This is a genomic window from Gluconobacter potus (assembly GCF_015244705.1).
GTDB classification, from domain to species: domain Bacteria; phylum Pseudomonadota; class Alphaproteobacteria; order Acetobacterales; family Acetobacteraceae; genus Gluconobacter; species Gluconobacter potus.
Map to the genome: position 1 here is coordinate 14,364 of NZ_JABCQF010000008.1, position 13,368 is coordinate 27,731.

Consider the following 13,368-nt stretch of genomic DNA (forward strand, 5'->3'; position numbering starts at 1 on the left):
GGATGGGAACATTACGACTGGGGTATGAATGGGGTAGGCTATGCCCAAGCAAACGGGCCAAGCAGTCGTTTATGTAGGGGAAAATGGCTAAAAACAGCCAGTCAGGATGGTGGGCGCGACAGGGATTGAACCTGTGACCCCTGCCGTGTGAAGGCAGTGCTCTACCGCTGAGCTACGCGCCCATCCGTGGGACGGGCTTCTAGCAAGGTGTTGTTTTCCTGACAAGATCTTTTTCATGGGGAACCGCATTATCCGCTGCGGTTCCCGTGTTTCAGCGGTTCAGAAGCCGAACATGTGGTCCAGCGAGAATGCGCCTTTTCCGTTTTCCAGGCCATGATAGCCGAAGAGGCGGCAGGTCAGGTCCCGGATCAGGACGTAGCCGCCTTCCCCGGCACGATCGAGGTGCGAGCCTTCAAACAGCTCGTGCGGGCGCACCATGAATGACCCGTTGGGCGCAATCCTGACGGTCGTTTGGGCAATCAGGGCACCATTTGCATCATGGAGTAGAAGGACGGTTTCCGAGATATCGGTTCCTTCGACAGAAGCCGGATGGATCAGGTAGCAGAAGCTACGTAGCGTGTCCTGATCCGTCTTTTGTCCCAGCTTCAGGAAAAGCCGTGTCGTCAGGCCCGGCGGTGGGCCTGAGTACGATTGCGGCTCGGAGCGCCAGGTCATGAGCGTGTTGAAAATATGGGCACCAAAACTGGTTTCAGCGGCGTGATCGCTCTCGCGGTTCCGATAGCGCATCAGGGCGTGCAGCCAGCCATCGGCTTCGCCGCCATCGCGGAAATCATAGACCAGATCGGCATGACCTGGTCGATCTATCAGGGTGTGCAGTGCAAGGGCCGTGTCGTGGTTGCGGGGAAGGTTACCCAGGAAATGCGATCCGACCTTCCCGCCTGTCTCATCAAACAGATCGAGCCTTACGGGAAGGGACTGGAGCGCTTCGGACATGGGGTTGGGCTGCAGGAACGTCTCGAACTGCTTCGGATCCAGGATCGGAAACGGCAGCAGGAATCCACGGCCCAGCGACGGCGCAAACTGACGGATGGCAGGCTCTGGGCGCAGATCGTCCCGCTCCACGTTCAGATGGGCGATGCGGGTGCGGCCGCGCTGCGTGATTTCATAGCGTGGACGTACGAGATGCCGGCCCGAACGCAGTTCAAGCTGTGCGGGCCAGTGTAATCCGGGAAAAAGCGCGCCAACATCCACGGCCACCGTCTCGAACGGCCCGACAGCACGGTGGAGCGCATGCGATGTGTCTTCTCCCATCCGGTTAAAGATAATGCCTCCAGCCGGAATGGTGGTCGCGTGGCTGTTCTGTACCCAGACGATCAGCGTTTCGTCGGGCTCAGGGGCCGGAAGGGTTGCGTAACGCACGGAAGGCCAGGCATTGGCATCATGCGTGACGGAGAGGCTCGGGTCGCCGTTTTTACCCCAGCTGTCGAGAGCATATTTGACGACGTCATGTCCGCGTGCACCCAGAACATGGATGAAAAGCTGTCCCGTAAATTCCGGCAGATCAAAGCGGCGACGGATATCGGCGCTGTCGATCGTGATTCCTGCCCCGGCTTCAGTCACCGGCTGTTCCCACTGGGCCAGGACCTTGCCCGCTCCGTCATAGAGCCGCATCCAGTAACGCAGGTTCTCCGCCGCATAGCTGGACCAGTAATTGGCCGTCACGATCCGGCAGGAAAACTGCTCTGTCTCGCGGAAGAAGGCGAAGTTGGTCGCAAAGTTCAGTTTGTCCAGATAGGGACGACCGGCAACCAGCATCTCGTCTGGAAGGCGCGCCGGGGCAAGCGTGTAAAGATCCCGACCGTTCTGAAGCCCCTTCAGCCGGGTCCGCATCTTGGCGTCTTCAAAAGACAGGGCAAGGATGGCATCCGCTTCGGTCGCGGGCAGGTCCACGAGCGCACGAAGCGTTCCGCCAAAACCGTCCGGCTGTCCCACCCGTTCCGTATCATGAACATAGACGCAGGCTGGTTTCAGCCCCGGATAGAGCGCGGCAAGCGTGCGGGCAGCGTCATCCGGATCGTAGACAGCCAGTGTCCGCCCTGCGAATTCGGCTTCCATCCGGACGAGTGCTTCCGCGGCCAGCGGATGCGCCAGCGCCTTGTACAGAACATTGCCACCCTGCGGACCAAAGGTGCGGATATCGAGCATACAGGGGCCCTTTCAGAGCTTCAGACGTCGGCGCATTTCTCTCGCCACGAGGGGGGTATCGTCAAGCGGCATGACATCCCACGGAACCTGTGTCGGATCGAACCACTTAACCCGCCCGGCGTCTTCAAGCGTTTTTACAAAGCGTGAAATCCGGCTGGAGCGGCCTGGAAGCGGAAAAACCAGGACCGGGGCAGAGGTCGCCACGGCTTCGGAAATCATCGAGACACTGTCCGTCGTGACGGCAATCATGTCCGCACAGGCCAGCATACCCATATAAGGGTTGTCGTCCCCGCTACCTGTCAGAACGGCAATACCATGAGGCTCTAGCCGTTCGAGAAAAATGGCCACGGCAGCGGGATCGGTCCGGCGGGAGGGGGTAAGGACGGCCTGCATGGCATTGCGCTTCGTGAAAGTGATGATCCCGTCCGCCATCCGCTCCGCTTCAACCGGTCCCAGCGAGAAACGACCATTGGCGCCCCCAACCAGAATGGACAGAAGCGGCCGTGCGTCCTGTTTCAGGCGCTCTTCCCATTCGGTCCGTGCCACAGCGAGCTTCTGTGGTGTGACGGGATGCAGTGCATTGCGCGAAATCAGGACATTCGGTCCGCTGATGCCATCATGCGTGTTGGCAATCACGAGGTCGAACTTGCTGACCGGCATGCGCGGGTTCTGGATCTGCACGACCGGCAGTCCCTCGCGCCGGGCAACGGCCCTGCCGATGACGCCCCCTGTTCCGCCGATACAGATGATGAGGCCTGTGTCTTCGGGAATCCTGATGGGATCGACCCGGCGCATCGGAGAGGGCCAGTAACGCGCCGGAAAACGCGACCAGAAAGGCTGGATACACACAGGCCGGAAATCCCACTCCAGACCAGCCTTTTCAGCCAGTCCCGCCCCCTGTGCCCGCATGCCGGCGAAGTCCTCTGCGATGATGATAGCCTTCATGAGGGAACTCCGCAAAAAAGAAGGTATTTCCCGAACTGCGAGAAATTTGGCAAGAAGCGCACATGACAACGTCCCAGCCGCGCCCTGCCTCGCCGACCGCAACGTCCGCCACTCCTGCTCCCGGGTTTGAGGAGCTTGGGCTGATTGCGCCCCTGCTGGCAACTCTTGCCCAGGCCGGACACAAACGTCCGAGCCTGATCCAGGCACAGGCCATCCCCCCTCTGCTGGAGGGCAAGGACGTTCTGGTCGGCTCCCAGACAGGCAGCGGCAAGACCGCCGCTTTCGTGCTGCCCATGCTCCAGAAGCTCGAAGAAGCTGGCCCGGCCCCCGGCCCCCGTGCGCTTATTCTGGAACCTACGCGCGAGCTTGCTGCCCAGACTGCGGCCGTCTGCCGTCAGCTCGGGCGCAGGCTGTCTCTGAAAACGCGCGTTATCTGCGGCGGGACGTCCCGGGAGCAGCAGGTCCAGTCCGTCAGCGATGGCGTGGATATCATCGTTGCGACCCATGGCCGTCTTCTGGATCTGGTCATGCAGGCCGATCTTGTTCTGGAACATCTGACCTATCTGGTTCTGGATGAGGCGGATCGTCTGCTGGATGAGGATTTCTCCGCCAGCATGACGGCGCTGACTCCCTATTTTCCGGACCAGCCGCCCCAGACTGTTTTCTGCTCGGCTACACTGCCCGAACCGGTCATGGATCTGGCCAAGCGTGTGACGCGCAATCCCGTCCGCGTGGAAATCGCGGCGGAATCCTTCACGCCCAAGAATATCCGTCAGCGGGCGATTTTCGTGGAGAAGGACGACAAGCCCGAGACCGTTGCCCGTCTCCTGAAGCATTTCGAAGGCCGCAGCATCGTTTTCGCGCGGACGAAAAACACGGTGGACGCGCTCGCCAAAACCCTGCGCCGGCATAACCTTCGGGTTGAAACCCTGCATGGCGACCGGACGCAGGGTGCCCGCAACAAGGCACTGGATCTGTTCCGTCAGGGGCGTGTTCCCGTGCTGGTCACGACCGATATCGCCTCGCGTGGTCTCGACATCCCGGATGTGGATCTCGTCATCAACATGGACATGCCCGAAACGCCGGAAGCTTATGTCCATCGTATTGGCCGGACCGCCCGTGCCGGTCGCAAGGGCGTGGCGTTCTCGCTGATCAATATCGACGAGCGCACGTTCCTGCGCGATGTCGAAAAGCATATCGGCTACCGCGTCCGGATCGCGACGGAAGACTCGCTGGACCGCTAGGACATCTCACGGCTGGCGAGAATATCTCTCGCCAGATTTTCCCATTCCTGCCCGCTATCAACCTGCGGGCGAACGGGTGGAGGCGCGTCAAGGATATTCTCCAGCGCTCTCGCAATCGCCACCGGTTCCGGCGCGCACAGAACGGCCTGCGCATCGTCCGAAAACTGCTCCACCAGCCCCCCGACCCGCGTTGCGACGACATAGCGCCCGCTGGCAATCGCCATAGCCCCGACGCCACTCTGGGAGGCCTCACGATAGGGCAGCACCACAATGTCGGCCCATGCGATGAGGCGGGGAAGTTCGTCTTCTGCGACCCAGCGGTTCTCGACCCTGACCTGCGCCAGTGTCGCAAGTCGCCCCAATTCCGGGCTTTCAGGTCCCTGTCCCACAACCCGACATTCGAACTCACGCCTGACATGCGGCAAAGCTTCCGCCAGCAGATCCAGCCCCTTGTAGGGCAACAGACGGCCAAACATCAGGATGCGCGGGGCTCCCTCATGGGCGAATGGTGGCGCGGCTGCCTCCCCAATGAACGGTGGGTGAGCCAAGGCGACGACGGGACAGCCTACGGCATCCGGCCCGGTGGCCAGTCTATCGGCGACATGACGGCTGAATGTGACGATCTGATCGGCCTGACGGATCAGCCGGCGTTGCAGGATCGCCTGAAAAGGATAGCCATCGCCCGGATGAGGCTGCGCATCGTGGACAATGACCACGATCCGTACGCCAGCCCGACGCAGCACATGCGTCATCAGTAGATCCAGAGGTCCCGGCATCGCACAGATCGCTATGTCCGGACAGAAGTCTCTCACAATCCGTCCCAGTTGGTGCAGGAGTCCCGGTACCGTCAGCAGGCGTCCGACCAGGCCCTGGATGGAGCTGTAGGTCGCAACTTTCACGACCGCGTCCGGAGCATTCCGGCTCTGAAGGATTTCCGCCCGGTCTGACAGGCAGAGCAGAACATCCGTATCGGGCAGTCGTCTCAGCCCATCCGCCAGATCCACGGCAATCCGCGGCCCGGCTCCCCGCCGCCCCCATTGCCACACAAGAATGCGTTCGGCAGGTTTCGTCACGGCTGGACCCCAACCGCCAGAGCCGCTTCCCGTAGTGTCGCACCATTCAGGCGCGTGGCGATCCTCTGTCTGGCATTCGCACCAAGGCGGGACCGCAAGTCCGGATCTGCGGCTGCAGTCCGCAGGGCCGCCACGGCAGCGTCCCTGTCGGGCAGTGCCCATTTTGTATCCGGCATGTCCCAGATCCCGCGTGGATCCCGCGCCGGAACCAGCGTGTACGGGACCGGCAGACCGCACGTCCCGTCCAGAAACTCCGTCGTCGCCGACCAGTCCGTTGCAATCACGCACCGCCCCAGCGCCATGGCCTCCGCCACGACAAGGCCGAACCCTTCACTACGATGGAGGGACAGCACGATATCCGCACAGACCGTCAGGGCAAGCCGGTCCGCGCCGCTGAGCTGCCCGGTCTCGATCCGGATATTGGGCGCTCCGCCGGTGGCCGCCCGGATCTCCGCCAGGTCGTCAGGATAATGTTCGGTATGGCCGATCTTCATGAGTAGGAGCCGGTCTGAACGCTCCCCGAAGGCAGCGCGAAACGCCTGGATCGTCTCAATCGGGCTTTTGCGCACCATGCTGGAAGACAGGCTGAACGAAACCAGAACAATCACGCAGTCTTCCGGTAACCTGAAAGATGCCCGGTCACGGTCTGAGGGTTTCTGTTCCGCAAGGCCCACCGGATGCTCGACGACCCGCACAGGACGCCCCAGCGTACGAAAAGCCTGAGCGGTAAAATGCGACGGAGCCCAGATTTCATGGACATGACGGCGGGCATGACGCCATGTCTGCGGCACAACCGGCAGTTCCCAGGCCCAGTATCCGATGACCCGCCGTCCGGTTCTCAGCCAGCGTGGCATGAAAAGCTGTACATAAGGCAGCATCGGCGCATTGACGTGAATTATCAGTGGCGCTCCCGGCCCCGTCGCGTCCCCTTCAAGAACGCGTCTGTCAACGTCCCATGTTGCGCAGGGAATGTTCATGTCCCGCAGTGCCCGGACCATCAGGCGTGCTCCCTCGCCCAGTCCCGAACTGCGGCTGAATTCTCCCGCCACGATCATCCCGTGTGCCGGAACAATTCTGTGCGGCCTGAGCGCAGGGGCTGCGAGCGCCGTGACCCACGCGAAAAACCGCCTTCGGGATCCGGCAGGAAGCCGCTGCCACAATTTGTGAAAAAAGGAGAGAGACTGTTTCATCGTCCGTTCATGTGCCGTCTGTACCTGGGTCGTGACCATGGACACGAGCCGTAATCCGCGAAAAACCAAGCGGAGTACGGAAAAGGGACGCGCCAGACCAACCTCGGCGAAATGTGACTCTCCTCAGGGCCGGCCGAAGAAAAAGGCAACATTCCCTCTCTGGCGAGCCGTCCCCAACGTGCTTACACTACAACCCATGACCGATCCATGTCCTACGCTCCCCAGTGCAGGTATGGCTCCGCCGGGCGACCGGACGGGGAGCAGTTGGTCCTGCCCTGTATCGTCGGGTTTCCGGGGACCATGAGTTGCAAGGCGGGACAGCGGCACCATCCGCTCCGGATCCGTCAGCCCCGCCTGTCGGAAACGCTGCCGGGGCTCGGCCGTCCGCCCCTGGTCTTCAACGTGGCCCTTCCGCCCCCCGATCTTTCATCGTGGCTCGCACCTCCTTCGGGCATGCCGGGCGTCTGGGTTTTCGATTCGGGACGTTCCGGGCCGGAGATGGTCATCACGGCCATGGTGCATGGAAACGAATATGCCGGGGGATGGGCGCTTGAAAATCTCCGCAGGCGTGGTCCTGTCCTGTCCTCGGGACGCCTGACGCTGATCCTGGCCAATCTGGAGGCGTTCGATCGCTTCGATGCTGCCAATCCGGTCATGTCCCGTCATGTGGACGAGGATCTCAACCGTCTGTGGCATAACACACGCCTGAACAGTCGCGAGCATTCCAGCGAACTTGAGCGCGCCCGTAAGCTTCAGCCCTATATCGCCCGGGCGGACCTGCTTCTGGATCTGCATTCCACACTCTGGCCATCCGAACCCCTGTTCATTGCCCCACCCCGTCAGCGATCTGCCGAATTCGCCTGTGCTCTGGCCGGGGGCAAGGAATTGCCGCAGACGGTCCTGACGGATCTCGGGCATCATGGCGGATCACGGCTGATCGAGCATGCGCATTTCATGTCGGCGGGCGGTACCGGACGTAGTTGTCTTCTGGAAGCGGGTCCTCACTGGGAGCCTGCCACCGTCACGGTCATGGAAAGCGCCATCGCACGCCTGCTGGTGGAGGCCGAGACCATCCATCTTCGTGGACAGGCGACAGAGGAGTCGTGCCCGCCGGAAATGGCGGTGGTGACGGACAATATCATCGCCCGGAATGCGGATTTCAGTTTCATCAGGCCATGGGAGGGCGGGGTTACAATCCCCAAGGCGGGAACGCCCCTCGCTCATGACGGACATGATCTGATCTACACACCCTATGACGAGTGTCTGCTGATCATGCCCAATCTTCGCCCCCGCAGGGGGCAGCTTGCGGTTCGTCTGGCCAGACGAACCGCAGTATTGTTCAGGTCTTAGGCAGAAGCGCGGTCATAGATCGGGAAGCGGCGGCACAGGGCTTTCACTTCCTCATGCACGCGGGCCGTCACGGCCTCGGCATTGTCTTCCTCAAGAGCCGCCGTCAGCACTTCGTCGATCATACGACCGACTTCGCGGAACTCGGCTTCCCCGAAACCGCGTGCCGTCGCCGCCGGGCTGCCCAGACGGATGCCGGAGGTTACGAACGGCTTTTCCGGATCGAACGGAATGGCGTTCTTGTTCGCCGTGATGCCGGCGCGCTCGAGGATGGCTTCGGCCAGCTTGCCCGTTACCTTCTTCGGACGCAGATCCACGAGGATCAGATGGCTGTCCGTGCCACCCGTGACGATGTCGAAGCCACGGTTCTGAAGCTCGTCCGCCAGCGCGCGGGCATTGGCCAGAACGCGCTTCTGATAGGCCTTGAACTCATCCGACAGGGCTTCGCCAAAAGCGACGGCCTTGCCTGCAATGACGTGCATGAGCGGACCGCCCTGCAGCCCCGGGAACACGGCGGAGTTCACTTTCTTCGCTAGATCCGGATTGTTCGTCAGGATGATGCCACCACGCGGGCCACGCAGCGTCTTGTGCGTCGTGGACGTCGTGATGTCGGCCACCGGAACCGGGTTCGGATACAGACCTGCGGCGACCAGACCGGCGAAATGCGCCATGTCGACCATCAGATACGCACCGACTTCATCGGCGATCTTGCGGAAGCGGGCAAAGTCGATGACGCGCGGGTAAGCCGAGCTGCCAGCCACGATGATCTTCGGCTTGTGCTCGCGGGCCAGTGCTTCCATCTGGTCATAGTCGATCAGACCATCTTCGGCACGCACACCGTACTGCACGGAGTTGAACCACTTGCCCGAATAGTTCGGAGCCGCGCCATGCGTCAGATGTCCACCAGCGGCGAGACTCAGGCCCAGAATCGTATCGCCCGGAGCGGCGAGTGCCATGAAAGCCGCCTGGTTGGCGTTGGCGCCGGAGTGCGGTTGCACATTGGCGAACTCTGCGCCGAACATCTTCTTTAGACGCTCAATGGCGAGGTTCTCGACGCGGTCCACATCCACGCAACCGCCATAATAGCGCTTGCCCGGAAGGCCTTCCGCATACTTGTTCGTCAGCACTGAACCCTGTGCTTCCATGACGGCAAAGGAGGCCATGTTCTCCGAAGCGATGAGCTCGATGCCATCCTGCTGGCGCGTCAGCTCCTCGTTCAGGATGGTGGCAACTTCGGCATCAACCTCCTTGAGGGGGGCATGAAAGAAACGATTCAGCGTGGACTGGCTGGCGTGTTCCGACATCGTGGTCCATTCTCCAGGGTGAGTTCGGCATGTGACTAGCCCAGATTGCCTGCCTCGGCAAAAACAATCCGCCTATCAAACGAGGATCCTTCATGACCACTCCGCTCTGGCGGACCAAACCCGTATCTTCCGCAACTGACAGCCAGACTGGCCTCAAGCGTGTCCTCGGCCCGTGGCAGCTTGTTGCCCTGGGCGTCGGCGTGACGATCGGTGCTGGCCTTTTTTCCCTCACGGGCGTCGCCGCCGGCCAGAATGCCGGCCCGGCCGTGACCCTCTCTTTCGTCATCGCAGCGGTGGCCTGCGGCTTTGCGGGCCTGTGTTACGGCGAACTCGCCAGCATGATCCCTTCGGGCGGCTCAGCCTATTCCTACGCCTATGCTTCGATGGGCGAACTGATCGCCTGGATCATCGGCTGGGATCTCGTGCTGGAATATACCGTGGGCGCTGCCGCCGTCGCGTCCAGTTGGTCAGGCTATCTTGCGTCGTTGCTGGGGGGCTGGGGCATCCATATTGATCCGCGCCTGCTGGCAACGCCAATGACGCCCGTCACGATGCCGGATGGAAGCATGGCTTCGGCTTGGTTCAATCTTCCGGCCGTCTGTGCGCTCTGGGGTGTCACGGCCCTACTGATGCGCGGGGTGAGTGAATCCACGACCATCAACACGATCGTCGTCTGCATCAAACTTGCCGTCATCGTCGCCGTGATCGCGGCCTGCGCGCCCCATATCAGCTTCGCGCACTATCATCCGTTCATCCCGCAGAACACCGGCACATTCGGACAGTTCGGCATGTCCGGCGTCATGCGCGCCGCGGGCATGGCGTTCTTCGCCTATCTGGGCTTCGACATCGTCTCCACTACGGCACAGGACAGCCGCAACCCGGCGCGCGACATCCCCATTGGTATTCTGGGAAGCCTGCTCGTCTGCTCCGTGGTCTATGCCGTGTTCTCGATGGTCCTGACCGGCGTGGTCGATTACCGCGCCATGGCCAATGATCCGAGCCCCGTTGCCACGGCCATCGATGTCGCCGGCATGCCCTGGCTGGCCAGCCTTGTGAAACTCGGCATCACAGCCGGATACATCTCGGTCCTGTTCGGGCTGCTGATGGGGCAGGCGCGCGTCTTCCTCATCATGTCCCATGATGGTCTGCTGCCGCCCGTTTTCTCGAAGCTCAATGCCCGCACCCATACGCCCTGGACGTCACATCTGATGTTTGCGGCGCTGACCAGCGTGCTTGCTGCGGTGCTTCCGATCGGACAGCTTGGCAACATGACGTCCATCGGCACATTGCTGGCCTTTATCATTGTCTGCATCGGCGTTCCGGTCCTGCGCCACAGATATCCGGAAGCTCCGCGACAGTTCCGCGTTCCGGGTGGCCTGCTCGTTCCCGTGCTCGGCATTCTGTCCTGCGGTGCGGTGATGGTATCGCTCGACAGGTTGACCTGGATCAGACTTGTTGTCTGGCTCGCCATTGGACTTGCCGTCTATTTTGCGTACGGCATCCGCAACAGTCGACTTTGCAGAAGCGAAAGTTAGGAGCATGATCGGGGGCATGAGCAATGCAGCATACCCCCTCTCCCGCCCGCGGCGTAATCGCCACGATGATTTCACCCGCCGTCTGGTGCAGGAACATCGCCTGCATGTCGACAACCTGATCTGGCCGATTTTCGTCTGCGAAGGCGAAAACCAGCGCCAGAAGGTCGACTCCATGCCGGGCGCCGAGCGCGTCAGCGTGGACAATGTCGTCGAACACGTCCGGCAGGCCGTGGACCTCGGCGTCCCGGCCATCGCCATTTTCCCCGTGACACCCATGAGCGTCCGCGATGCTACTGGTACCGAGGCCCTCAATCCGGACAACCTGATGTGCCGTGCCTCGCGCACCATCAAGGAAGCCTTCCCCGATCTGGGTATCATCGGCGACGTGGCGCTCGATCCGTACACCGATCATGGCCATGACGGCGTGATCGAGAACGGCCGTATCCTCAACGACGCCTCTGTGGAGATCCTGCGTCAGCAGGCCCTCAATCAGGCCCGCGCCGGCAATGACATCATCGCTCCGTCCGACATGATGGACGGTCGCGTCAAGGCCATCCGCGAAACGCTCGACGGCAACGGCTACGACACGACGCGCATCATGGCTTATACGGCCAAGTATGCCTCCGCCTTCTACGGTCCGTTCCGTGATGCCTTGGGTTCCGGCAGCCTGCTGCACGGGGACAAGAAGACATATCAGATGGATCCGGCCAATTCCGACGAAGCCATGCGCGAAGTCGAGCAGGATCTGCGTGAAGGTGCGGACATGATCATGGTCAAGCCTGGCATGCCGTATCTCGACATCATCCGTCGCGTCCGTGAACGCTTCGAGGTCCCGACTTTCGCCTATCAGGTGTCAGGCGAGTACGCGATGCTGATGGGGGCCATCCAGAACGGCTGGCTCGACCGTGACCGCACGATCATGGAAAGCCTGATCGCCTTCAAACGCGCTGGCTGTAACGGCATCCTCACCTATTTCGCTCTGGATGCAGCACGTCTTCTGCGGAACGAACGCTGAAAAGTAGGCAGACACGCGGCGTTCAGTCCTATTACACGGGGCTGAACGCCGAAAACATTGCAGCCCGCCTCCTTGAGGAGCGCGGGCTGACAATTCTCGCACAGAGACTGCGAACGCCTTATGGCGAACTCGATCTTCTGGCGGCAGATTCGGAATGGCTGATTGCCGTTGAGGTCAAGCAGAGACGCAGCCTGCGGGAAAGTGCGTCATGTCTGACAGTCAGACAGTCTCAAAGGCTGATGGAAGCCTTCAACTATATTCTGCTGACAAAACCTGAGTGGAACAGGCCCAGCACCCGGTTCGATCTGATCGTCGTGGACCCTTCAGGTCAGGCGCGGCGCATTCAGGATGCACTGCGCCTGACCTGAAGGATCAGGTCCGACGGACGCGTGCGTGGCGGTGTGCCGAGGCAACTGCGACACGTGCGTGAGCGACTGCATGCGGACGATAGGCCACGTTACGGACAACCGCGTGTGAACTGTTCCAGGCAACGGCCGTATTATGCGACGTCGTGCGACGTGCAAGAGCATGATGGAAAACGACGTGGTGATAGACCGGCGTGGCGGTCAGTGCATCGAAGGTCAGCTTGCTGGCTTCGTAATCGGTGATTGCCGGACGGGCATAGGCCTTGCCTGCCCCCATGCAGATACCGACGCCCATGATACCCAGAGCAATTCTGCCGACCCAGTTCCGCGCCATTGACGTTTATCCCATCCCGTTCTGATGGAACCAGCCTATGCGCTGAACTCGGGGTTCGACAACCCCTCTTGGGAAAGTTTCCGAAAAAATCAAGGTCCTGCCACTTTTCGCCGCTTCATGGCTGAAATGTGGCAGGAGCAATGCTTAAAAAACGCTGAATTCGGCGCTTTCCGTTATGACCGTGCCCGAATCAGACGTTGGCGGTCGTGATGCCTTTTTCGGTCAGCAGAGTCTCGAGCTCACCGCTCTGGTACATGTCGGTCACGATATCGCAGCCACCGACGAACTCGCCCTTGATGTAGAGCTGCGGCACGGTCGGCCACTGGGAGAAATCCTTGATGCCCTGACGCAGTTCGGCGCTTTCAAGGATGTTGCAGGTCTCGAACGGAACGCCGAGATGCGTGAGGATCTGCACCACACGGGCGGAGAAGCCGCACTGCGGGAAGAGCTTGTCACCCTTCATGAACAGCATGACCGGATTGGCGTCGATCAGGTTCTGGATATGCTGGAACACGGTTTCGGACATTGGATTTTCCTTGTTTCGGCAGGGCGGACGATGGGTCCGCGCCTGCTGTCTCAGTGCTCGTCTGGAAAAAAGGACGTCAGCCCCGGCTCTTAAGGGGTGAGCGTCTTGAGGGCCATCGCATGCAGTTCAGTGCCCATGCGGGTTCCGAAAGCATCATAGACCAGTTTGTGCTGTCGCACACGAGAAAGGCCACGGAAGGCCTCACTCGTGACCGTGCAGGCGTAGTGATCCCCGTCCCCGGCGAGATCTTCGATCTCGATCCGGGCATCGGGAATGGCGGCAAGGATCGTGCGTTCGATTTCAGAAGCTGCCATAGGCATGAAA

Annotated in this window: 13 protein-coding genes and 1 tRNA gene; 5 read left to right on the forward strand and 9 right to left on the reverse strand. The window is 61.1% G+C overall.

Annotation, left to right across the window (positions count from 1 at the left end; translation table 11 throughout):
• Positions 1-107: 107 nt before the first annotated feature.
• From HKD31_RS11525 to HKD31_RS11535, 3 genes are all read right to left on the reverse strand, one after another.
• Positions 108-182, reverse strand: a tRNA-Val gene (locus tag HKD31_RS11525).
• A 97-nt stretch (positions 183-279) separates the two neighbouring features.
• Entirely contained in the window at positions 280-2,166 is a 1,887-nt protein-coding gene (locus tag HKD31_RS11530; protein WP_194265234.1) for a hypothetical protein, read from the reverse strand.
• Between the two features lie 12 nt (positions 2,167-2,178).
• On the reverse strand, positions 2,179-3,111 hold the full coding sequence (locus HKD31_RS11535; RefSeq protein WP_194265233.1) for a mitochondrial fission ELM1 family protein: 933 nt from the start codon (positions 3,109-3,111) through the stop codon (positions 2,179-2,181).
• A gap of 62 nt (positions 3,112-3,173) precedes the next feature.
• Between HKD31_RS11535 and HKD31_RS11540 the strand changes: the two genes are divergently transcribed.
• Positions 3,174-4,355 carry a DEAD/DEAH box helicase gene (locus HKD31_RS11540; protein WP_194265232.1) on the forward strand — a complete coding sequence of 394 codons (1,182 nt, stop codon included), beginning with the start codon at positions 3,174-3,176 and terminating at the stop codon, positions 4,353-4,355.
• Here HKD31_RS11540 and HKD31_RS11545 read toward each other — a convergent pair.
• Positions 4,352-5,428: a glycosyltransferase gene (locus HKD31_RS11545; protein ID WP_194265231.1), complete on the reverse strand. Its 1,077-nt coding sequence runs from the start codon at positions 5,426-5,428 to the stop codon at positions 4,352-4,354. The genes HKD31_RS11540 and HKD31_RS11545 overlap by 4 nt on opposite strands.
• Positions 5,425-6,477, reverse strand: a complete 1,053-nt coding sequence (locus tag HKD31_RS11550; protein WP_194265230.1) for a glycosyltransferase family 4 protein — start codon at positions 6,475-6,477, stop codon at positions 5,425-5,427. Before HKD31_RS11550 ends, HKD31_RS11545 begins: the two co-directional genes overlap by 4 nt.
• A gap of 348 nt (positions 6,478-6,825) precedes the next feature.
• Here HKD31_RS11550 and HKD31_RS11555 point away from each other — a divergent pair, with 348 nt between their 5' ends.
• On the forward strand, positions 6,826-7,968 hold the full coding sequence (locus tag HKD31_RS11555; RefSeq protein WP_228120597.1) for a M14 family metallopeptidase: 1,143 nt from the start codon (positions 6,826-6,828) through the stop codon (positions 7,966-7,968).
• Here the strand turns inward: HKD31_RS11555 and glyA are convergent.
• A complete protein-coding gene (glyA, locus tag HKD31_RS11560; protein WP_194265229.1) occupies positions 7,965-9,269 on the reverse strand; it encodes a serine hydroxymethyltransferase in 1,305 nt (434 codons plus the stop codon). The two genes, HKD31_RS11555 and glyA, sit on opposite strands and share 4 nt — an antisense overlap.
• A 92-nt stretch (positions 9,270-9,361) precedes the next feature.
• Between glyA and HKD31_RS11565 the strand changes: the two genes are divergently transcribed.
• The 3 genes from HKD31_RS11565 to HKD31_RS11575 are packed head-to-tail and all read left to right on the forward strand — an operon-like array spanning position 9,362 to position 12,187.
• Positions 9,362-10,804, forward strand: a complete 1,443-nt coding sequence (locus HKD31_RS11565) for an APC family permease (protein WP_194265228.1) — start codon at positions 9,362-9,364, stop codon at positions 10,802-10,804.
• Positions 10,805-10,808: 4 nt separating this feature from the next.
• Complete coding sequence (gene hemB / locus HKD31_RS11570) at positions 10,809-11,819, forward strand: porphobilinogen synthase (RefSeq protein ID WP_370543925.1); 1,011 nt, start codon at positions 10,809-10,811, stop codon at positions 11,817-11,819.
• Between the two features lie 56 nt (positions 11,820-11,875).
• Positions 11,876-12,187 (forward strand): YraN family protein, encoded by a 312-nt coding sequence (locus HKD31_RS11575; protein ID WP_194265249.1) that lies wholly within the window; start codon positions 11,876-11,878, stop codon positions 12,185-12,187.
• A gap of 4 nt (positions 12,188-12,191) precedes the next feature.
• Here the strand turns inward: HKD31_RS11575 and HKD31_RS11580 are convergent, their stop codons facing one another.
• The 3 genes from HKD31_RS11580 to HKD31_RS11590 form a co-directional block, all read right to left on the reverse strand.
• Positions 12,192-12,518: a hypothetical protein gene (locus tag HKD31_RS11580; RefSeq protein WP_062497942.1), complete on the reverse strand. Its 327-nt coding sequence runs from the start codon at positions 12,516-12,518 to the stop codon at positions 12,192-12,194.
• Positions 12,519-12,708: 190 nt separating this feature from the next.
• Positions 12,709-13,044 (reverse strand): Grx4 family monothiol glutaredoxin, encoded by a 336-nt coding sequence (grxD, locus tag HKD31_RS11585; RefSeq protein ID WP_194265226.1) that lies wholly within the window; start codon positions 13,042-13,044, stop codon positions 12,709-12,711.
• Positions 13,045-13,133: 89 nt separating this feature from the next.
• Complete coding sequence (locus HKD31_RS11590) at positions 13,134-13,364, reverse strand: BolA/IbaG family iron-sulfur metabolism protein (RefSeq protein WP_011253808.1); 231 nt, start codon at positions 13,362-13,364, stop codon at positions 13,134-13,136.
• Between the last annotated feature and the right edge of the window lie 4 nt (positions 13,365-13,368).